A 21570-nucleotide genomic window follows, 5' to 3' on the forward strand; every position below is an offset into this window, starting at 1 on the left:
CCTCCTGTGGCGGGATCCGCCGCCGCAGGCGCAGCGCCGGCGGGACGAATCACCAGAATATAGTTCCGCATGTCCTTCTTTACCCGGTAAGGCGCGATTCGCACGCAAGGCGGCCTCCGGCAACGCCTGCCGGCCGCCGGACGGCGCCGGGAAACAAGCGCGCGCAGCCAAAAACGGCAAAGCGGCCGCGCATATGCGCGGCCGCCGCTTCGCCTGGCTGCTCCAACTTCGTGGGAGATGTTCCTATTTCAAATACGGACCGTCCGTCCCGATCTTGCCCGGCGCCGGGTTGCCCGGCAGGTCCAGCACGTACACCCGCAGGTTGCCCTTGCCGGACAGCGATACGGACATCGTGCCGTTCGTTACCGTCTTGACGTCGCCCGTAATCGCATCCTTGTAGGTGCCGTTCGGGATGCCCGTGTAGCTGGCGGAGCCGCTGATCGTCACGAGCGCGAAGCTGTCGACGCCCTTCCCGCTGTCCGTAAACCGGCGCTTGAACGCCATGCCGCCCGAGATGCCGTCGGTCGAATACTGCCCTTTCTGCAGCGCCGGGATCTGCCGGCGGATCATGTTGAGCCGCTGCAGATGCTTGACGAGCGGCTGCTGCAGCGTCGTCGCGACTTGCCCCGTGGCAGAAGCGACCTGGCCGAAGCCGGACGCGACGACCGTACCCGCGAGATGGTCGCCGAAGTAGGCGCGGCGCGTCGTCGCGAGCGGGCAGGAAGAGCCGCAATCGATCGTCTTTCCGGCCTGGAACTCGATCTCGTCGCCGTACATGATCGTCGGGATGCCGCGGAACGTCCACATCAGGCTCATATTTTCCGCCCATGCGTCCGTGCCGCCGTTGTAAGCCGTACTGGACTTGTTCGGCCCATAATCGTGACTGCTCACATACATGACGTTGTACGTCGCGTCGTTGTACGAATCGTCCGAGTCCTTGCCGTTAGTAAACGCATTGTAAGCGTCGCTGAAATTCATATGCATGCGCATGTCGATAACGTTCATGCCCGATGCCTGGCTGTGGTCCGGCGTATGATAGTTGTTGCCTTGCAGGAATGCGTTGTTCGAGGTCGGCTGGTTCGCCGTGCCCTGCTGCTGCTCGTAGTTATACATCTCGAGCGACGCGGCCGCGTCGTCCGCGCTGTACGTCTGACGCTCCTTCCACGTATAGAATTGCGCCGAGTGATTCACCGAGCCGCGGTTCCATTTGTCGTTGACGAAGGCCGCAACCTCGCCGAACATGAAGAAGTTCTGCCCGCTCGCGCCGAACTTGGTCGCCGAGTGGGTTTGCGCGGCCGGCAGGAATCGCCTGTTCCAGGTCGTGCGCGGGATATGCACCGCCGTATCGAGCCGGAAGCCGTCCACGCCCATGTCGATAAAGTTGTTGTAGGCGCCGATCAGGTAGTCCTGCACCTGCGCGTTCTCGGTGTTGAAGTCGGCGAGATCCTCGTGCAGCCAGCAGCTGCGCGCGTCCTCGCCCTCCCAATTGCCGATCCAGCATTGGTGATAAAGCGTGGAAGGGAACATGCCGGACGTCGGACTCGGCCATTGGCAATTGTAGATGCGGTAGCCCTCCGAACTGTAGTTGTTCGTCGGCGTGCCCCAGTTGGCGCACGTATTGTTCGCCGGCGCGGCCGTCGACCACAAGTCGCCGTTGTATGTCTTGGCGGAAACGCCCGTCGGATACAAGCCGTCATACTCCTGCCCCGGTATTTTCTCGTCGTAATACCAGCTCCACTGCGCGTCGCGGATTCCGAATACGGTCGGAGTGAACAATCCTTTGGCGCCCCAACGGCTGGAGTGGTTGTAGACGACGTCCTGATAAATTTTAATGCCCTTGTTGTGCGCCGCGTTAATCAGATCCTGATAGCTCGCTCCCGACGATTCCAGGCGCGGATCGACGCGATAGAAGTCGTATCCGTGATAGCCGTGGAAATCGTAGTCCGAGCGGTTGAGCACGACCGGCGTGATCCAGATCGCGGAGAAGCCGAGCGCCTTGACGTAATCGAGCTTCTCCATCAGGCCCTTGAAGTCGCCGCGGAACATCGGATCGTTGTTCGCCGCATTGCCGGACTTGACGTTGAGCTGGCCGCCGCGGTTGTTCGACGTATCGCCGTCGTTGAAGCGGGCGGTCACCACGAAGTAGATCGAGTCCTCGCGCGCGTCTCCGCCGAGCGGCGTGCCGCCGGCGGACGGCAGCGGCGCGTCGCCCGTCTTGGCCGTAGCCGCCGCGCTGGCCGCGGACTTATTGGCGGGCACGGCCTTGTCGTAAGCCTTGACCGTATAGGCGTACGTCGTCTGGGCTTCCAGATTGGACTCCGAGAAGCTCGTCTGCGTCGTCGTATACGTCTTCTGGCCCAGCGTGCCGCCGGTGCGCGTGATCTCGTAGCCGTCCACGCCCCTGCCGCCCGCATTGTCCGTCGAGGCGGTCCAGCTGAGCGAGATCGTCAGGTTGGTCGCCGAAGCGGTCACGCCGGCCGGCACCGACGGCGGCGTCGTGTCCGGCGGGAGCGGCTGGCAAGGCACGGCCGCATTGGCGGTCACGACGCCGTCTCTCACGGTCGTAATGCCGGTACCGATCGTGTAGTTGTTGCCGTTGTTGTTGTCCCAGGCCGTGCCGTTGTTGAACGCGGCCTTCATCGAAGTCGCGCTGCCGAGATTGACCGTCAGCTTGGTCCAGTCCGTGCAGGCTTCCTCGCTCATCGCGACGCCCGGCGACGTCGTCCAGGTACCGCCCGTCGGCGCGTAATGCAGGTTGACCTGCGACCAGCCGCGGGTCGTCTTGTAATAATAGACCGTGGCCTGATTGCCCGTGCCCACAGCCGACGTCGTCGCGGACAGCGCCGTCGACTGCGCCGACTTGTTGCCCGCAGCGTCCTTGGCCAGTACGGTGAGCGAATAGGCCGTGGAAGCGGTCAGCCCCGTGAACGTATAGGCGGTCGCCGTCACGTTGGCATCGACAAGCGTGCCTTCCTTGTACACTTCGTATCCCGCTACGCCGCTGCCTCCGGCGTTGTCCGTACTTGCCGTCCAGGAGATCGAGATCGTCGAATCCGTCTTCGCCGTCACGGCGAGGCCGGCCGGAACCGAAGGCGCCGTCGTGTCGGGCGACGATCCCGCCGGCGCGCCTGCCGTGATGACGCCGGCATTAAACGTCCATGTGCCGATGCCGAATAGATAATTATTGCCGTTGTTGCTGTCCCATTGGCCGAGACCGTTGTTGAAGCAGGCCTCAAGCTGCGTCGCAGAGCCGATATCGATCGTCTTCTTGGCGTACCCCGTCGCCTCGGCCGCATCCATCACGATGCCGGGCGTCGTCGTCCAAGTCCCGCCTGCCGCACGATAGTGGATATAAGGCGTCGTATAGCCCTTCTTGTAGTAAATCGTTACTTTGTTCGTTGCGCCCGGCGCGTTCGTCGTCAACGTGACCGGGGCGCTGTCTGCCGACCAGTTGCCGGCGCTGTCCTTGGCCCGAACCGTGTACGTGTAAGCCGTCGAGGCGGTCAGTCCGGTGTCGGTGAAGGACGTCCCCGTAACAGCGGTGCTTACGGCCGTGCCGTTGCGATAAATTCCGTAGCCCGCCAGGCCGCTGCCCCCGGCGTTGTCCGTGCTGGCCGACCACGAGAGCGACACCGTCGTATCCGTCTTGGCCGTGCTGGTCAGGTTGGCGGGTACGGACGGCGCGGTCGTATCGGGCGCGTCGGGATTCGTATCCGTCCATGTCGAGCCGGTATACCAGCCTTCCTTGTCGCGCAGCAGTCCCGCTTGCCCGGAAGCCGGCGTCTGGTGATTGCTGCTATCCTTAAAAATGACGCGCGCGCTCGTCGCGCCTGCGATCGTATAGCCGTACCAGCCGCCGCTCTCGGCGGTCATCGCGGGCGAAGAAGCCCAGACGGGCTCGGACACGGCCGGACTCGTCTGGTAATAATACAGCTGCGGCGCTCCCCATCCGCTAGGCGGCTTGAAGTGCACCTTCAGATCGGTGCCCGCGGCCTCCGCCGGCCGCTCCTGCGCGACCGGGCTAAGGATCGACAGCACGATCATGATCGCCGCCACGAGCCCGAGCCATTTTTGCCTGCTGCGTCGTTTCATTTGTTCATTCCCCTCTCTATATTCCATTTCCTTTTCGCTTTTCGCTCACATTAATGCGCTTACATTTCAAGCGAAGCCTTATGCCTGCGCTTACATCTCCTTCCTTTGTCGATGCTTGCGAAAACGTTTGCACAAATAACAAAACGTCGACGTTGAAACGGTTAAGCCGGGCCCAATCGAATCGTAGCATCCCGCTTGCGAACGCGTCAACAAGTTTTTTTGAAACCGGTTTCCCTCTTTCGGGCGGACTGTCGATTTTCGCGCGAAATTATTTCATTCGCCCGCTTACGCAGCTCTCGGGACCGCATTTTTGCGCATGAAAAAAAACGATCGGCGATCGCTTTGATCATTCAGCCGCTCGCGTAAGGCAGTTGCACCATTATTGTGCTATCGGACCTGCCGCCGACCGCGCGCAGTCTCGCTCGCTCCGCAGTTCCACCCTAATGTCCCTATCGCGCCTGCCGCCGATTGCAGGAGCCGCGCCTGCGCCGAAGCCCAAACACGCCCCCTAAGCCTAGTTCCGGATCGCGTCGAACGAACGTATATGTCCCATCGCCATGTCCAGCGCGGCGCGAAGCGGCGGGGTCTCCCGGCGTACCTGGGTCAGCAGGAGGCCGCCTTGCAGCGCCGCAAGCAAGCCGAGCGCAAGGCGGGCCGGATCCGCCTCGGGCGCGAGCTTGCCCCGTTCGCGCATCGTCTGCAAGCCAGCCCGGATGCGCGCCTCCCATCGCGCGAAGCCCGCCGCCAGCCCGTCGCGCGCTTCGGGCTCCAGCTCCGACAGTTCGCTCGCCAGCGAGCCGATCGGACAGCCGCCCCGGCAGTGCCGTTGCTCCTGCAGCGCAACGATCGCGTCGCACCAGGTCTGCAGCGCCTCGAAGCTGTCGAGCCGGCTGAGCAGAGGCTGCTGCGCCTCCAGCACCTCGTCGATCTGATGCTCGACGACGGCCAGCACCAGTTCCTTTTTCTCTTTAAAGTAATGGTAAAGCTGCGAAGCGCTCACGCGCGCAGCGCGCTGCACGTCCTCCACGGTTGTGCCCGCGACGCCATGCTCGAACATAAGCGCGGCTGCTTCCGCAACGATTCGCGTCCTCGTCTGTTTTCCTTTAGCCGTCAGGCGCGGCCGCATTTTCGCGTTTCGGTTAGTAGTTTCCATACCGATATCTTAGCAAAAATGGAGTTGACAATCCAGAAAACGAAGACTAAGATTAGTGCAAGCCATAAAATGGATCGTTCACTCCATAATTAAAAACTTTTACTAAACCTCGACTTAGAACGGAGAATGAGCATGCGCTTGCGCGAGACGCTGGATGAAATGAAGAGACAATTCGAGGCGAGCACGCCCCTGGAAGCGCAAACCGCGCTTTACGGCCTGATCCGGGCGCAGCAAGCTTCCGCGAAGCCGTTCGGCCTGCAGGTCGGCGAGAAAGCCAAGGACTTTGCCCTGACCGACGCGAACGGGCGCGAAGTCAGCCTTTACGAACAGCTGTCGTCCGGCCCCGTCGTTCTGACCTTTTATCGCGGCGGCTGGTGCCCATACTGCAGCCGACAGCTTCGTGCGTACCAGCAAGTGCTGCCCCGGATCGAAGCGTTGGGCGCCAGGCTGATGGCGGTGAGTCCGCAGGGTCCCGACCAGACGCTGTCGCAGGCGGAGAAGGACGAACTGCGTTTTCATGTGCTCAGCGACCGTCACGGATTGGTCGCGGCGAGCTACCGTATTTTATACGACGTGCCCGAAGACGTCCAGGCCGTCCTTCAGCAAGGGTTCGGTCTCGACTTGGCCGAATACAATGCGACGGACCGCTGGATCCTTCCCGTGCCTTCCACGTTCATGATCGACGAGAGCGGCATCGTGCGCTCCGCCTACGTGAATCCGGACTTCATGCAGCGATTCGAGCCGGACGATATTATCAGCGAATTAAGCAAACTGTAACTGACAGGCAGAGATAAAAAAAAACGGGACGAAACGGCGCATTCGCCGTTTTATCCCGTTTTCCATTTCCGCTGTCGCGCCTGCCAAATGCACGTTCGGCAGCGACACTACCGCTTCAAGCTTATTTGGCCTTCTTCAAAAATTCGTTGTGCCGGCTCACCATCGCGGCGACCGTCGCATCGAGGTTCTGCGAACCAAGGAAGTACTTCTCGTATTCCTGCGCGCGAAGGTCCATGACCTCCTGCGGCACGGAACGAACGAAGGTCGGCGTCTTGTTGTCGAAGATGACGTACATGAGCGAGTCTTTATCGTACGTGTCGGCCTTGTCGCCGAGCATGCTCGCGAGCGCCGCGTCCTGGTCGGCGTCTTTGGACGCCGGCAGCCGTCCGCCTGCGGCCATCGGCGCCATGCCGCCGTCCGCGTACCACTTCAGGAACTCCCAGGCGGCGGCCTGGTTTTTGGACTTGGCGTTGATCGAGATATAATCGCCGATGCCGCCGCGCGTCACATAACCTTCGGGTTCGTCCTGGAGATGCGGGACAGGCGCGAAAGCGATCTTGAAGTCGCGCGGATAATCGGTGAAGTTGTTGGAGCTGCGGAGCAGCCAGGCCCCGATGTTCAGCATCGGCACCTCGCCGCTCAGGAACATTTGCTCGACCGGCATCTTGCTCGTCAACTGCTCGCCGAGCGGCGGCGTCGTCTTGTCGTCCTGCATCATGCCGTTCAGCGATTCAAGCCACTTGCGGACGAGCGGGTGATCCAGGTTCGAAGTGCCGTCGGCTTTCGTGTAGCCGTCCTTGAACAGCACGGCGTCGACGGGATCGGCGTACGGCTCGGTATTCTGGATGAAGCCGTAGCCGTCGCCTTTCTTGAGCTTTTTTGGCGTATTCGCGCATCTCGTCCCAGGTCCAGTCCTTCGGCACAGCGAGGCCGACCGCATCCAACGCGTCCTTGTTGAGCGCCACGAAGTAAGCGCTTTTCGTCGTGGGTATGCCGTAGAACTTGCCGTCGATCTTCCAGCCTGCGGCATCGGCGCCCATCTTTTCGTCGATGTTGTAATCGGCGTATTGGCTCAGGTCCGCCGCGAAGCCGGATTCGACGCGTTTGGCCGTTTGGGACAACGTATAATTGACGTAGAGATCGACGTCCTGACCGGTCATCATCGCCGTGTCGAGCTTGAGGTTGCCTTCGTCGTCATTAACGTAGCGCACGTATTCGATCTGGATGTCGGGATGCGATTTGTTCCAATTGTCCATGACCTCCTGCGGTCCGGCTTCCGGCGGCACCCCGCCCCACATCTTCAGCTTGACCGTGCCGCCGTTCGCCTTCGTTCCGGCCGGAGCCGATGAAGACGCTTCCGTTTTGCCGCTTGCCGCAGGACTCGCGTTCCCGCCGTTATCGTTGTTGCCGCAGCCTGCCATCGCGCCCGTTACGAGCGCCAGCGAAGCGATGCCTGCCAGCCAGCCTTTTTTTTGTCACCAGAGACGCCCTCCCCGAATGTACCGGTATTGTTGTGTGCAGCTCAAGGATAGCAGGACGGCAAGGCTGTCCATAAGTAACAGAATGATGTTCTCGATGGAACAGATATACACAATCCGGCTGCCGCCCTGTCGCCTGCGACGATCAAATCGTTCTATGATTCCGGTACTGGCTCGGCGTCGTCCCGGTCATGCGCTTGAAAATTTTAATGAAATAGTTGTCGTTCATGAAGCCGACGCGCTGGCCGATCCGGTTGACCGGCAGATCGGTGCTCATCAAGAGCTCGATCGCTTTGTCCACGCGCGTGCGATGCAAATAGTGGATCAGCGTCTGACCTGTCTTTTTCTTGAACAGCGCGCTGACGTAGTTTTCGCCCATCATGACGTAGCGGGACAGCGATCCCAGCGTGATATCCTGATCGTAATGCTGCTCGATGTATTGAATGATCTTGTTCACCTCGGGATGCGTGATCCGCTCGCGCTCCAAGAGCTGCGGTCGCGACGCCGACGGTTGGTGCGAAGCCGACGGTTGGTGCGAAGCCCCAGGCTGATGCGACGCCGAAGGCTGAAGCGCCCCTCCAGGTCGCGCCGCGGCGGCAGCCGAGCCGCCCGACAGCTCCCGGCTCACCTTCGCCAGCGTCTCGCGCAGATCCTTCACGCTCATCGACAGCTTCAGAATATAGTTGGACGCGCCGTACTCCATCGCCTGTCGCATCGCCTCGAAGTCGCCGATGCAGGTCAGCATGACGAACTTGGAGCCGATGCCGGCGTCCCGCGTCTCCTTCAGCAGCGCCAGGCCGTCCATTTTCGGCATGACGATGTCGCAAAGGACGAGGTCGGGCGGATCCCGCTTGAGCAGCGCCAGCGCCTCGACGCCGTTGCTCGCTTCGCCGGCCAGCGTGAAGCCCATGTCCTCCCAGCGGATGATCTCCTTGACCGATTCGCGGACGAACGTCTCGTCCTCGACCAGCAGCACCTTGTACATCGCTTACGCCTCCTTTTCGTCATGACGGCCGACCGCGCCAGCACCGCTCTCGTAAGGCGGGGACAGCAGCAGCGGCAGTCGCAGCCGGCACAGGGTCCCGCGAGCAAGCGGCACGACGTCGAGCTCCCCCCTTGTCCTTGAACAGCAGCCGCAGCCGCTCCCGGACGTTGTCCAGCCCGATGCCCGGCCGCTTGCGCCCTTCCTCTCGGCTGCGTCTCGACTGCTCGAGACCGACGCCGTTGTCCTCGACCTCCAGCGCCAGCCTGTCCGGATATTCTGCATCCCGATCCATTCGAATCCAGATGCGTCCGCCCTCCTGCATGTCGGCGATGCCGTGCCGGATCGCATTGTCGACGAGCGGCTGAAGGCTCAGCTTGGGAACGAGCGCGTAGACGAGCGACTCGTCGTAGCTGAATTCGATGTCGAAGCGGTTGCCGTACCGGATCTGCTGAATGTACAGGAAGGCGCGGGTCAGCTCGATCTCGTCCTTCAGGTAGATGAGATCCACGTCCGAATTCAGGCTCGTCTCCAGCAGTTTGCCTAGCGACAGGCAAATCTCCACGGTCTCTTCGCTGCCGCCGCGCAAGCCGATCCATTTTAGCGTGTTGAGCGTATTCAGCAAAAAATGGGGGTCCATCTGGGCGAGCAGCATTTGAAAATGCACGGCATCCTTCTGCCGTTCCTCCGCCCGCAGACGCTGGATCAGCCCGTTCATATCGACCATCATCGTGTTGAAGGTGCGGGTCAGCTCCAATATTTCGCCTTTGTAATTTTTCTCCGGCAGCCGAATCCGCAGGTCCTTGCGGACAGCCTCCTTCATTTTCAGCTGCATGCGGGAGAGCGGGCGCGTGAACGTATAGGCGAGCATGAACGCGACGGCGACGAATGCGGCGGTGATGACGAAAAACGTGACGAAATATTGCCGTTTCAGGCTCTCGATCTCGTTAAACAACACCTGCAGCGGGATGCGGTCCACCAAATACCAGTCCAGCGAGGACAGGTAGCTGTAGTTGACCAGCGCATCTCTGCGCTTGTCGATCCGATACCCGTTGTCCGGGGTGCGGGAGACGGCTTCGACCGCTTCCTTCGACAGCTCCGAACCGGGCATGGATCTGGCGATCGTCTCTCCTTTTCTCGTCATGATAAAGTAGGCCTGGTCGCTCTCCGACTTTTGCAGCATGGACTGGAACCAGAAGGAAAAATCGATGCTGATCCGCGCCAGCCCGTAGGCTCGGTTGCCGCGGTCCCGCAGTTCGGCGTAAAGCGACAGCAGCATCGGACTTTTGGAAATGTCGCGCGACACGTAATTTTCATCGTCCGGCACCCAAAGGTAAGACGCCTTCGTCTCTCGCATGGCGGCGAACGACGCGTTCGAGGCGATCGTGTCGTAGTCGAGCGGCCGTCGCGGCTGATAGGACGTATAGACATGGCCGCGATCGTCGAGCAGCGTGAAGTATACGGACGGATTGTAAAGGAAAAAGCTGTTGTTCAAGCCTTTGAACTTGTCCTCCATCAGCTCCTTGTTGTCCAGCACGGAATGACGTTCCGGCTCCTGCAAAATCTGCCGGACCTCGGTATCCTGCTCGAGGAAAATCAGCGTCTTGAACGCGATGCTGAGCTGGTCTTCAAGAGAGCGATGCAAATTGTCCAGCTGCTCGTGGCTTTGCTCGCTCACTTTTTGCTGAACGAGCGATTCGATCTTCCTGTAGTTGTAAATGTTCAAAATGCTGAACGGGAGCAAAATGACGAGCACGAACGCCGCGAACAGCCGATATTTGAGCTTATGGGGAACGAGATGTGACAGCAAGCCCCGCATGTTGAGCGACCCCTTTGCGCCAAGTGGTGACCTCATTATAACATCGGGCGGACATTCCTTCGGCTTTCGCGCGGAAGGATCACCAAATCGTAGGATCGGACGGTAAAAATCATCAAATCGTTCTATCCGGCGCAAGCCGGCGGAAACTCGGATTTGCCCAAAAGTTGCCACGATCGCGACGCGAAAAAGCCCGTCCCCCCCCCTTTATTGAAGGAGGAACGGGCTTCATACGCGGCGCCGCGACGGCTATTTGACCTTGACGCGAAGCTGCGGTGTCTCCGATCCGGATGCGAGCCGCTCCGGCGAGGACGGGATGCCAGCCGCTTTTTTTGACCGACTCGGTTACCGTCTGGATCACTTCTCCGACGTCGTGCGCCGATTCGAACAGCGGATCGATCGTCCGCATCTTCCCTTTGACGTCGCGGGTCACCTGATTGGCGTTGCGGATGAGCTGAGAAGCCTCCTGCGTCAATCCATGAACCGCGTTCCTCACCTCGGCTAGCGTCTTGTTCGTCTCCGCGAGCGTCGTCATTCCTCTGCGCAGCGTCAGAATCAAGTACAAGGCCAGCCCGGCAAAAGCGATCGCGGCGACCGCGACGCTGATTTGAATGACCATTTTCAGCACCCCCTCTCCTCCTCACTGTATGTCCGGAGGGAGCGGGACATTCCTTTGCCGGCCATACCGGCCGTCGATCATCGCCGCTTCTGCGAGGCTGTCCGGTATACGCTGGAAAAAGCCCCGGAGCAAGATGGTCGAAAACGCGATCGAGCCGGTCGTGTACAGCAGGATGAGCGACAGGAGGGATTTTTTTGCATCTTCCTCATGAACTTTTTAGCATGAAGCCGCTGAATTTGCATTATTGCAGCGCGCAAGAGAAATGAAGTTCTTCTCCCCCCTTGATGAACATGTACGGTTTGATCCGGAAGAACAATCATGAGCTGCGCATCGACGCTAGTCGATACGGTCAATTTGAACTGCTTCCCGTCGCCCAATTCCCATGCGACATGTACGACTCCCAGCGGTGTAGCCACCTCACCGGACGCGTATGTCAGCTTGCCCGGCTGCGGTGCGACTTTAATCGTGCGATAGCCTGGCGTGGCAGGCGATACACCCAATAGTTTCGCGCTGAACTCATAGATCGGCACGGCGCCCCAGGCATGACAATCGCTGCGCTGACTAACGGGATCCTCCACCCACGATGTGAGTCCGAGCGCAGCCAGGTCCCTCCATGTGTCCCACAGAGAGAAGGATTGATCGTAGGAACCGATCTCCTCGAGCGCGCGGAACAAGAAAAATGACATGGCGTAGGATACTTTAGCCAATGATTGGTTGGCAAACATGCGATCGATCAGCTGCTTGGCAGCCTCTCCTTGGACTGCGCCGGCCAGTACGGCCCAGATCTGTGCATGCTGGCTGTACAGCTCCACCTGAGGGGCATCCCGATAAAGTCCCGCAGCTTGCGAATAGCTGGTTCGATTGACGGCTTCAAGTATCGCGGCGGCGCGAGACCTGTACTCGTCGCCAGTACTGGTTCTGCCCAACGAGTCCTGAAGCTCGGCGGCCAGCTTCAACGATGCGGCATACATCAGATTATAGATGACCATGCTGCCTTCCTTAGAAGCCGTCGGTACGCCGTTTAGTTCGCGCCACTCGTCCACCCAATCCACATAGGACCAATATTCCGGCGGCATTTGATCCAGCAGTCCATCGGAAGCTATTCGTTGATGGAACCATTCCAGAATCCCGTCAATCGTGGGCAGATAGGTCCTCACCAGCGTCGGATCTCCAAAATAACGGTAATGATCGTGGACCATCATTATCCAATAGAGCGAAAAGCCTGGAATCACCTGCTGCAGCATCGAAGGATATCTGCTCTGGAGCATCCCGTTAGGCAGCCGAGAGCAATGAAAATCATAGATGGCCTTCCGGGCCAGACGGTCATCGCCGCTTAGCTGGTAAGTAAACAGAGCCTGCAGCCGCGTATCCATCGCGTACTGCAGCTGCTCGAAATAAGGACAGTCTTCGTACGTCTCGTGCATGCAGCGCTTAAGCGTGTTGACGCTGATGTTCCAGAGCGGCTGCAAGCTGGCGTCGGAGCTGGCGAAGCTCGCTTTGACCTCGAGCGGATAGCCTGTTTCTCTATAATGAAAAGATTGGATGATCAGCGCTTCCTCAGCCGTCACCACCTCAAGCGAAATATAACGGAATGTCCGGAATAAGAAAGGTTCGTAACATTCAGGTTGATCTGCGGAACCGGATCCGCCGACGGTATAGAGATCAAAATGGCCGATCAGCACGCCGGTCCTGTCGTCTCGGATTCCTTTGACGAATACACCCGTTGCCGGATCGGCTTGTCGATAGCATTCCGCGTACAAAAGCTTTACGGTAGCGTTTTTTCCGCCGCTTAGCCAAAGTACGGGGTAGCCGGTCGTCATCTCGCCTGCATCAAGCTCGAGTTTGAAGTTTTGATGAGGACCGATCGTGATGGGCTTTCCGCTGTCGTCCAGGCCGAATGACGGCACGAACGCGCGATTCGTCTCATATAGAGGCGGAATCGGACGCGGAGCAAGATACCATGGCGAGTAATGGCCGATGACGGGATTTTCATGTTCGCTAATTTTGACCGCAAAAGGCCAGTTGGAATCGTCGTATTCCATCGTATACCAGTTGTGCGCGAGATTAAGGCCGTCCACGCGTTCCGTACCGCCTACAAACGCCGTATCCGCATCGGAGACATCATAGGCGATCGCCGTTTCCTGAAGACAACGCCAACGATCGTCCGTATGCAGCGTCAGAATGGATTGGCCTTTTGGATCCGACACCTCGCCGGCAAGCAAAAAGCCTCCGCGATTCGCTCTCCAGACGGAGACCGGACCTCCTCTGTCGTCATAGTGTACGACATGGGCGGCGATTACATTACGTCCTTCGCGCAAGAAGGAGGTGCAGTCGACCTCTTCATAATAATAGGTTTGGTGGTCGCCTTTGGCCGGTCCGCGAGATACCGGAATGCCGTTGACATACAGACGATATCTGCTGTCCGCAGAAACCTTCAACCGCAACGTCGCCTCTTCTATACGATCCAGCTCAAAGCTTCTGCGGAAATAGATTTGCTCGTGCGCTTGCTCGTTATGGATGACCTGACGTTCCTCCATCCAGATCCATACCGCATCGATAGCTGCGTGATCGCTCAACGTTTAGTGCCTCCCCCCGTTTGCAAATTTCAATCATTACTATACACTAGAGGTTAATCGAAATTTGAGGCTTATTCGGACGATATATAGGGTGTAATCGGACGTTAGACATCAGGAAATTGGGTGACTGCATGAGCATCAAACCTTTCGTCTTTACGACAACCGCGGCCGAATTTCTGTCGCCGGAAGTTCCTGTTTTTATCAATCGTGTGCAAGAGTCGTTCGGGATGTGGCATCACGATCACGAGTTTGTAGAGATCAACTATGTGAGCGAAGGAACGGGGTTCCAGTATATCGAGGGACAGTTTTTGCCTGTGGCAAAAGGAGATCTATTCTTTTTTGCCGATCGGGGTGTCGCACGTGTTTCGGCCTTCGCATGCCGGGCCGGACGCCGGCCACTTGATCGTGTATAACTGCCTGTTCGACGGTTCGCACAGTCAACCGCTAAGGCGTTTTTTTGCGGAAGATGAAGAGATGCTCCGGTTCATTTTCGCTCGTTATCCGGATCAGACTTGGCTGCATTGCAAGGATAAGGATGGTTCGTTTCAACGGATCTTTAATACGCTCTTCGAAGAAAATAGCGTAAAACGTTCGGACTCGAATGATATGATGCAGGCCGAGTTGGTGAAGCTGCTGCTTCTTATCCGGCGCTCCAAAGAAAATGACATGGCAGTGGAAAGCGGGGCATCAAAGTTCGGAGAAGATGCGCTTGAATCGGTGCTGAACCTGCTTCGCCGTGATCCGGTAAAAGCGGTACGTATGCGGGATTTGGCCGCAATGGCGGGTTTCAGCGAGCGACAGTTCAGGCGCCAGTTTGCGGCTTGTACAGGGATGAGCTATACCGATTATGTGAACAAGCTGCGTGTCGAGATATGCTGCGACCTGCTGCTTGCGACGAACGAGAAGATCGCAGCCATCGCAAGGCTGGCGGGCTACGAGGATATGAAGCATTTTAACCGTCTGTTCAAGCGTATCACCGGGCAAACGCCAAGGCAAATTCGGAGCATGCATGCCGCGAGAGGCGGCGTGGACGGGCAAAAGGAAACTAGGGGTTAAATAGGGCGCTTTACAATTGACCGGAAGCATGATACCTTATTTCTATAGTTTTAGAAATTACGACGAATCAGGCGGTGAGCAAGCGATGGTCCCGGACAATGAGGAAGTCAAACAAGCGGTGAAAGTCTACAAAGCACTCGGCGAACCGACCCGCATCAAGATCGCGATGCTGCTCACGGAGGAACAGAATCTCTGTTGCTCGGACATCGGAGACAAGCTCGAGTCGGTCGCAGGCTCCACGCTGTCGCATCATCTGAAGCAGTTGACGGAGAGCGGACTGCTGCAGCTTCGCAAGGACGGCACCTATATTTACTACAGCGTCAACAAGGACGTCGCGCGCAAGTACGCGCCTTACCTGCTGGGTTAGCCTGGATCAGGCGCGGCAGGATGTTTTTCGCCATTAATTTCGATATTTTTAGAATTATAAAAATAATAAGATTCAAGGGAGCTGGGGAGAATGAACAACGCTTGGAAAATCTATATGCTGGCTATCGTAAGTTTCCTCGTCGGCACGTCTGAATTCATCATCGCGGGCATACTGGACCAGGTCGCCGCCGACGTCAGCGTCTCGCTGGCGGCGGCCGGACAATTAATCACCGTCTATTCGCTGGCCTACGCCTTCGGCACGCCGTTTTTAATGGCCGCGACGGCGAAGGTCGACCGCAAACGGCTTATGATCTATGCGCTCGCCGTGTTCGTCGTCGGCAATTTCGCCGCGCTCGCCTTTTCCGGTTATGGCTTCCTGATCGTCTCCCGCATCATCCTGGCGCTTAGCAGCGGCGTGTTCGTCGTGACATCGCTCACGGTCGCCGCCAAGCTCGCGCGGCCCGAAAAGCAGGGCAGCGCGATCGCCACGCTCGTCATGGGCTTCAGCACCGCGCTGATCGTCGGCGTCCCGCTCGGCAGACTCATCTCCTCGCTTTATAACTGGCAGCTCGTCTTCGGCGCGATCGGTCTGCTCGGCGTGCTCGGCATTGCGCTTGTCGCCTATACGGTGCCGCGGACGGAAAGCGAGCGTCCGATTCCGCTCCGTGACCAGATCCGGCTGCTGGCAAATCCGAAGATCGCCGTCGCGCTGCTCGTCACGCTGTTCTGGATCGGCGGCTACTCGATCACCTACACGTACATTTCTCCGTTCCTGCTCGACATTACCGGACTTAGCGAACGCTGGGTCAGCATCGGCTTGTTCGCGCTTGGCGTGGCCAGCCTGATCGGCTCCAAGCTCGGCGGCTTCGGCACCGACAAGTGGGGCTTCCGGCGGACGCTCGTCGGCGGCATGTCGCTTCACGCGATCATCCTCGTTCTTATCTCGCTGTTCGCCCATTCGGCCGCTTTCGTCATTCCGCTGCTCATGCTGTGGGCGTTCGCCGCCTGGTCTTCGGGTCCGACGCAGCAGTATCACCTCATCACGCTTGCGCCTGAAGCCTCGAGCATCATGCTGAGCCTGAACAGCTCCGTGCTGCAGCTGGCGATGGCGGCCGGCGCCGGCATCGGCGGCGTCATCGTCGAGCAGACGTCGCTCGCGGCGGTCAGCTGGATCGGCGCTGCGGGCGTCGCCGTCGCGGCGTTGGTCGCGGCTTCGGCGTTCGGCTACTTCAGGCCGGCATCCGCGGCCCTCCGGCGCAAGGAAGCGGAGCTGGCGGCGAAGCTCGGCGCGCAGGATCTGGGCTGATTTGAACGCAATCCCGAAGAAGCCGCGGCTAGATGCTGCGGCTTCTTCGCGTATCCATTGGCATACGGCTGGGCTCGTGATATGATGATACATATCGTATCACAACGAAGGAGCGTCTGACGATGTCCTTGAGGATCAGCGTAGCCGTACCTACGCACAAACGCGCGCATTATTTGCGAGAAACGCTGCTGTCCATCTGCGCGCAAACCCGCGCGCCCGACGAGATCGTCGTCAGCGAGGACGGCAGAGACGGGCCGACCTTCGATACCGTCAAGGAGATTCGGGCGAAATATCCTGCGATCGCATTCAAGCATTTGGCAAGCATTTCTGACGACGTTCGGATCGGCCAGTTGCAAAACCGGCAGCAGGCGTTCCGCGCGACGACCGGCGACCTGGTGGCCATGCTCGACGACGACGACGTGTGGGAGCCGACATTTTTGGAATGCGCCGAGGCGGCGCTCCTCTCGCATCCCGCATGCGCATTCGTGTCGAGCAATCACTTTTTCATGGACGCTACGGGGAACAGGCTCGTACAGCAGAGCGAGGATTTTGCCGCGTATTGCGGAAGATCCGCGATGCGCAGCCAGCTTTACGAGGATGTGCTGACGCACACGCTTCGCAACAACGCTTGCGTATTTTCGCTTCAGTTCAGCCTTTTCCGAAAAAGCGCGCTTGAGCGCGTCGGTTTTTTTCAACCGAGCGGCGGGCTCGTACCGGATTATATGCTGATGCTGGCGCTTGGGGCACGTGGGCTTAGCGGGTATTTTCTGACCGACTATCTGGGTTCTTGCCGGGTCCATGCGGGACAACAGACCGCTAAGCGATTGGAAAACGTAAAGAGCAAATTCGAAGGGCTCGCGTACATGATTCACGTATTCGGCGAACGTCTGACGCAGGAGCAGCGGAGGCGGCTCGTCAAAAAAGTATCAGCAGACCGTGCTGGAATATTCGATCGCGCTGGCTCATGCAAAGCAGCGGTCCGCGGCGCTGCAATTGATGGCCGGGCCGTTCAACCGCTTCGGCTCGGCGCTGCCTTCTCCCAGGCGGCTGGCGGTGCTCCTCGCGCTGCTGCTCGGGGTACGGAGGCTGCGCCACTAAAAGCGCTCGCATCAAGAAAACCCTCAGGGAAGAGGCACGCCCTGACTGTCTTTTACTGCAGTCTCGTCTCGTCTCGTCTCGTCTACAATCTGCGGACAACCATCCTCCCCCCGACCGCCTGGCATGCACTACGCGACAAACGCTCAGGAGCGGACCGGCTGAGCGGTTCAATGGCACAACAACGCCGATCAAATAACGGTTGAAAAGCAGTTATTTCCCCTGATCGCGATGTCTTTGGAGCAAATAAGTGTTGTAGCGCAATTATTTTCTCGCAATTGCACGTTTCGAATCGGTTCTGAACCAAATAATTGCGGTTGAACACTTATTCCTTCGAAGCCCCGTTCAGCGCGCCGATTAAGTGCTTTTCAACACTTAATTAGTCGATTCCGTCCCACCCCGGAAGGGATGCCCAGAGGCGCCGATGCGAAAGACGTCAATCCGATTCCCCTCCCCCTGTCGGACTGCCTTAAGAAGGCTATGATCGTCCGATCCAGCTTCTCCTTTTCCGCCCCTCGAATGTTGTGTCCGCTTTCCTCGAATTGTACGATTTTTATCTGGCGGAAACGACGCTTGTAGCGCGCCAGATCTTCGTCGGAAATAAGCGAATCCTCAAGCGCTCCTCGCAAAACAAGAACGGGCTTCTCAAGCGAAAAACGGAATTCGCAGGCGTTTGATTCCCTTTGAATGCCATAAACGGCCTCTGCGCGAATGTTCGACGTCAATCGGTCAAAAGGAATCAAGTAGTCTTCGATATACGATTTCGCCCATTCGGCCGTCATCGCCTTATGCTCGGCGGGGTAGTCCTGCACGATTAAAGAAGCGATCCGCTCGGGATGCTGCCTTGCATATTCAAGCGCATACGACACGCCGCGCGAGTAGCCGTAAAGGTGGAAACGCGTAATCTGCAGATGCAGAACGACGGATTCGATATCCGTCACATGATCCTGCAGGTCGTACCCGGCGAGCGGCGTATCGCTTCGACCTCTCCCTCTGAAGGATAGCGCGATCGTTCTTCTAGGCAGCATTTCAACCATAAAGTCCTCGTACTCTTCCGCAATCTCCGATAGGCCTGGACAGACGAGAACGGGGATCGACGAAGCATCCGATTCATGAAGAGAGTCCAAATAATGAATGCGCACGTCGCTTAAATCCGAAGTGCCTGAAATGATCTTCATAGACATCCATCAACCTCATTTTCACGCAAAATTAATTCCATTTCCGAGTTGCTCGCTTGAGTTTTGTCCCTTCAAACCACAATTCATAAATATCCGGCATTGTCGCAGACTGCCAAAAATCATAATCATATTGTTTATCAAAATAGTTCATCATTAACGTCATGATGTCCCCATGCGTTCCTAATACAATCGTTTTTCCGGCGTGCTCATTTAAAATTCGTTTAAGCTGATCGATCGCTCTTTTTTTGAGCATTATCGCTGGATTCGCCATCTTCAAATGCAAAGTTAAAATCACGGTAGACCTCCCGCTTGGCGTCCTTAAAGGTGCCTTCTTGGAAGACTCCAATTTGTCTCTCTCTTAAGTCTTCAATAATCGTAATATCCTTCTCGCACGCGTCGGCCAGCGGTTTTATCGTTTGAATCGCTCTTTCGAACGGACTAGAGATAAAAAGATCAATCCCTTCTGCCGCTAAAAGGGAAACGATTCTTTCGGCGTCTATTTTTCCATTGTCCGACAGACCGCGCGTTCTTTCCATTCCTTCAATAAAAGGCGATTCTGCGTGCCGCAACAGATATAAAATCGTATTAATGACTGTCCCTGCTTCCTTAGATTCCCGTTAATTTATGTTGAGCGACCAAATAATGTTGAATGGCATCGTCATCCCAGATCTGTACTTCGATATACCGTTCGGGCCCCTGCGCTCCGTCGTGATTCCACTCTTGAGGCCAACCGTATCGTTGAATGATTTCTTGTATTTCGAATAGGGTGTACACATTCCCTCTATATGGCTTGCCGTCGTTGTATCGCATCGTTGGAAAAAGATCGCCATATGTAAAACTAAGCGATTTCGGGTTAAACGCTTCGATTGGAATTTTAAGTTCTTTCCCTTCGACATACCACTCTTTAAGCCAATTACAGGGACCCAACGTCATATAATGCGGATACTGCTTTGTAGCTTTACCGCCCTTCTGAATAAAAGCCGCCCGAGCCCTTTGCTCTAAATCAAATCTAATTTGCAAATAGTCTTCCGCTCTTTTGCTCGCAAAAACAGCCTTATCTTTCTTCAAATCTTTCATAATATGCTGAGCTTCAGATATGGTGAGAGCCGACAAGTTTTTAAACGGACCTGTTTTCGATTCATAATAATGGAACAGGTAGCGCAGCTGCCCATTGAATACCGATTTTGAGTTCATTCGAATATCGCCTCGCGTCGACTGCTTTTCAGGAATATTTCAATCGGATATGGATTTGAAATTTCGGGGGATTTCGTTCTCCTTGAAATACTTCAGATCCTTCATTTCTTCATTGTCCGGACTTAAACTTCCGCCTGTTATTTTACAATCGAACACAATCGACAGGTATTCTACTTTGTGTCCATTGCTATACGTAAATCTATGCCGATCTCCGCCGAAGACGCCAATAATTCTTTCGGGAGAAACGATTAAACCCGTCTCCTCCAGCACTTCACGACAGATTGCTCTAGCTGGCGTTTCGCCAAGTTCAATGGCTCCGGCGATGAGTCCCCACTTTTCTTCTCCGTGCTTTCTCCCGAACAATATTTCACCTTCGGCATTCCGAATAATAGCGACAACCGCCGGCATAAAAATGAAATCCGGTCCAAACTTGTCTCTCAAGTCTTTATAATATTCAGACATCGTCATGGATGGTCGCTCCGTTTCATTTCGTAAACTATCTTTAAATATTCGACTCATCTGCAAATTCAATACGATAAATATTCCTCCTTTAAATCTCCGCACGAAATGACAGTTCAATCTCTTTGAATTTATTGGCGTCAAAATGATCCCATAAATATTTGGATTCCTCATCGGAGACGACTAATATTTTCATACAAGCTCCTCCTGGGCCATCATCCGTTTGAATGCGTAAAATAAATATACCACTACGCCTAAATATTGGTAGTGGTATCTGTGCTAGCCTATGATCTCATTCTTATTAAATTGCGGTTTGCCAGGCAAATACTCGAGGGCCAGACTAGCATCTTCATTATAAAATACCGTCACTTCTTCTCTCGCGTCCGTACTGGCGGATAGCACGTATACGTTTCTTTGCTTTTTTTCTAAGATCATAAAAAGTATAAATCAAATAAACCAAATTTGTGTTATTGTATAAAATAAATGAATTTTTCCATTCTTTATAGGTGCCTCTTGCCACAAGGCCCGTTTGAATCAATAGAATTTTCTTTTTCGCTCGAACAATACTAATGTAGATTAACGCTCCCCCGGTAAATAGCAGCGCAACCGCGACAGGCAATGAATTTAAATCACGATTCAGCGATAAGAGCAAGACGACGAATCCAGCCGCGACGATCATTAAGCTCATTTTTGTAAATCTCGTGCCGAATCGAATTTTAAATTTGAGCGTTTTAGACAGAGGCCGCATGATAGAATTCATTATAACTGCGTATTCATTTTCTTCTTGATCAATCTGATTTGACCTCTGTGATTGATCTCGTCTTCAAATACGTGAAACCACATAAAATAGTGATTCGCTTGTTTCCCGTACCAGAACGGCTCCTCGAGATGCAACCAATCATCGTCGACCGTTTTAAAAAGTTCATATGTCTTTGTTCTGACTTCATTGAGCTTATTTACGTAATAGGTCAGATCATTTCCACGAATGGCTTGCCGTCCTTTCTCACCGAGGTCCAGGGCTGGGCCCCAGATTAGCATCTCCTCCTCGTTCAAATCCCGCTTCTCGAACGTCTCCAATTGATAGGCAAACTCTACCGCCGCAAAATGCAGCAACAACGCGCCGATCGAATTGCCCTCGGGATCCATTAAATAATCCAACTGTTCTGTCGTTAAATTCTTTGCGGCTTCCAGGGTTGTATATCTTGCATAATTCATCATGGAGAGCAGCCGACCAACCTCGGGCGTATAGCCTTGAATGTCGGTAATCAGGTAGATTTGGTCCATGTTTATCATGTTATTCGGCGAACCTCTCTTTTAACGTTTTCATGAAAACCTCGATCGGCTTTTCATAATCGATCGGTCTAAAAAGTTTTTGCGTAAATCTAAACGAATCCGGCCTCAAAGTCAACGGCATTTATCATTA

20 protein-coding genes are annotated in these 21570 nt (G+C 56.1%); 6 read left to right on the forward strand and 14 right to left on the reverse strand.

Annotation, left to right across the window (positions count from 1 at the left end; translation table 11 throughout):
- Positions 1 to 243: 243 nt before the first annotated feature.
- Complete coding sequence (locus tag OMP40_RS00350; protein WP_277528226.1) at positions 244 to 4092, reverse strand: carbohydrate binding domain-containing protein; 3849 nt, start codon at positions 4090 to 4092, stop codon at positions 244 to 246.
- 514 nt (positions 4093 to 4606) lie between these two features.
- Positions 4607 to 5245: a TetR/AcrR family transcriptional regulator gene (locus OMP40_RS00355; protein ID WP_338130986.1), complete on the reverse strand. Its 639-nt coding sequence runs from the start codon at positions 5243 to 5245 to the stop codon at positions 4607 to 4609.
- A gap of 126 nt (positions 5246 to 5371) precedes the next feature.
- Here OMP40_RS00355 and OMP40_RS00360 point away from each other — a divergent pair, with 126 nt between their 5' ends.
- Positions 5372 to 6022 carry a peroxiredoxin family protein gene (locus OMP40_RS00360; RefSeq protein WP_277528228.1) on the forward strand — a complete coding sequence of 217 codons (651 nt, stop codon included), beginning with the start codon at positions 5372 to 5374 and terminating at the stop codon, positions 6020 to 6022.
- A 121-nt stretch (positions 6023 to 6143) separates the two neighbouring features.
- Here OMP40_RS00360 and OMP40_RS00365 read toward each other — a convergent pair whose 3' ends face one another.
- The 6 genes from OMP40_RS00365 to OMP40_RS00390 form a co-directional block, all read right to left on the reverse strand.
- Positions 6144 to 6830, reverse strand: coding sequence for an extracellular solute-binding protein (locus tag OMP40_RS00365; protein WP_277529155.1), 687 nt, complete (start codon positions 6828 to 6830; stop codon positions 6144 to 6146).
- Positions 6754 to 7443 carry an ABC transporter substrate-binding protein gene (locus OMP40_RS00370; RefSeq protein WP_277528229.1) on the reverse strand — a complete coding sequence of 230 codons (690 nt, stop codon included), beginning with the start codon at positions 7441 to 7443 and terminating at the stop codon, positions 6754 to 6756. The genes OMP40_RS00365 and OMP40_RS00370 overlap by 77 nt, the downstream gene beginning before the upstream one ends.
- A gap of 202 nt (positions 7444 to 7645) precedes the next feature.
- Complete coding sequence (locus tag OMP40_RS00375) at positions 7646 to 8485, reverse strand: response regulator (RefSeq protein WP_277528230.1); 840 nt, start codon at positions 8483 to 8485, stop codon at positions 7646 to 7648.
- Between the two features lie 19 nt (positions 8486 to 8504).
- The gene (locus tag OMP40_RS00380) at positions 8505 to 10301 is read right to left on the reverse strand and encodes a sensor histidine kinase (RefSeq protein ID WP_277528231.1); all 1797 of its coding nucleotides are present in this window, start codon (positions 10299 to 10301) and stop codon (positions 8505 to 8507) included.
- Positions 10302 to 10413: 112 nt separating this feature from the next.
- The gene (locus tag OMP40_RS00385; RefSeq protein WP_277529158.1) at positions 10414 to 10917 is read right to left on the reverse strand and encodes a DUF948 domain-containing protein; all 504 of its coding nucleotides are present in this window, start codon (positions 10915 to 10917) and stop codon (positions 10414 to 10416) included.
- A 77-nt stretch (positions 10918 to 10994) separates the two neighbouring features.
- Entirely contained in the window at positions 10995 to 13454 is a 2460-nt protein-coding gene (locus OMP40_RS00390; protein ID WP_277529160.1) for an alpha-L-rhamnosidase-related protein, read from the reverse strand.
- Positions 13455 to 13624: 170 nt separating this feature from the next.
- Here OMP40_RS00390 and OMP40_RS00395 point away from each other — a divergent pair, with 170 nt between their 5' ends.
- From OMP40_RS00395 to OMP40_RS00415, 5 genes are all read left to right on the forward strand, one after another.
- Positions 13625 to 13906 (forward strand): AraC family ligand binding domain-containing protein, encoded by a 282-nt coding sequence (locus tag OMP40_RS00395; RefSeq protein ID WP_277528232.1) that lies wholly within the window; start codon positions 13625 to 13627, stop codon positions 13904 to 13906.
- Positions 13899 to 14549 carry a helix-turn-helix domain-containing protein gene (locus OMP40_RS00400; protein WP_277529162.1) on the forward strand — a complete coding sequence of 217 codons (651 nt, stop codon included), beginning with the start codon at positions 13899 to 13901 and terminating at the stop codon, positions 14547 to 14549. Before OMP40_RS00395 ends, OMP40_RS00400 begins: the two co-directional genes overlap by 8 nt.
- 85 nt (positions 14550 to 14634) lie before the next feature.
- Positions 14635 to 14916: an ArsR/SmtB family transcription factor gene (locus OMP40_RS00405; RefSeq protein ID WP_277528233.1), complete on the forward strand. Its 282-nt coding sequence runs from the start codon at positions 14635 to 14637 to the stop codon at positions 14914 to 14916.
- 90 nt (positions 14917 to 15006) lie between these two features.
- Positions 15007 to 16221 (forward strand): MFS transporter, encoded by a 1215-nt coding sequence (locus OMP40_RS00410; RefSeq protein ID WP_277528234.1) that lies wholly within the window; start codon positions 15007 to 15009, stop codon positions 16219 to 16221.
- Positions 16222 to 16343: 122 nt separating this feature from the next.
- Entirely contained in the window at positions 16344 to 17522 is a 1179-nt protein-coding gene (locus tag OMP40_RS00415) for a glycosyltransferase family 2 protein (RefSeq protein WP_277528235.1), read from the forward strand.
- A gap of 162 nt (positions 17523 to 17684) precedes the next feature.
- On the opposite strand, the gene OMP40_RS00420 is transcribed toward OMP40_RS00415, so the two are convergent.
- From OMP40_RS00420 to OMP40_RS00445, 6 genes are all read right to left on the reverse strand, one after another.
- Positions 17685 to 18500, reverse strand: a complete 816-nt coding sequence (locus tag OMP40_RS00420; RefSeq protein WP_277528237.1) for an alpha/beta fold hydrolase — start codon at positions 18498 to 18500, stop codon at positions 17685 to 17687.
- Positions 18501 to 18715: 215 nt separating this feature from the next.
- Entirely contained in the window at positions 18716 to 19063 is a 348-nt protein-coding gene (locus OMP40_RS00425; RefSeq protein WP_277528239.1) for a histidine phosphatase family protein, read from the reverse strand.
- 37 nt (positions 19064 to 19100) lie between these two features.
- The gene (locus OMP40_RS00430; protein ID WP_277528241.1) at positions 19101 to 19688 is read right to left on the reverse strand and encodes a hypothetical protein; all 588 of its coding nucleotides are present in this window, start codon (positions 19686 to 19688) and stop codon (positions 19101 to 19103) included.
- 39 nt (positions 19689 to 19727) lie between these two features.
- Positions 19728 to 20156 carry an NUDIX domain-containing protein gene (locus tag OMP40_RS00435; RefSeq protein ID WP_277528243.1) on the reverse strand — a complete coding sequence of 143 codons (429 nt, stop codon included), beginning with the start codon at positions 20154 to 20156 and terminating at the stop codon, positions 19728 to 19730.
- Positions 20157 to 20499: 343 nt separating this feature from the next.
- Positions 20500 to 20835, reverse strand: a complete 336-nt coding sequence (locus tag OMP40_RS00440) for a hypothetical protein (RefSeq protein WP_277528245.1) — start codon at positions 20833 to 20835, stop codon at positions 20500 to 20502.
- 71 nt (positions 20836 to 20906) lie between these two features.
- Positions 20907 to 21440, reverse strand: a complete 534-nt coding sequence (locus OMP40_RS00445; RefSeq protein WP_420871865.1) for a DinB family protein — start codon at positions 21438 to 21440, stop codon at positions 20907 to 20909.
- Positions 21441 to 21570 lie beyond the last annotated feature (130 nt).

The sequence above is a fragment of the Cohnella rhizosphaerae genome (assembly GCF_029525575.1).
GTDB classification, from domain to species: Bacteria; Bacillota; Bacilli; order Paenibacillales; family Paenibacillaceae; genus Cohnella; species Cohnella rhizosphaerae.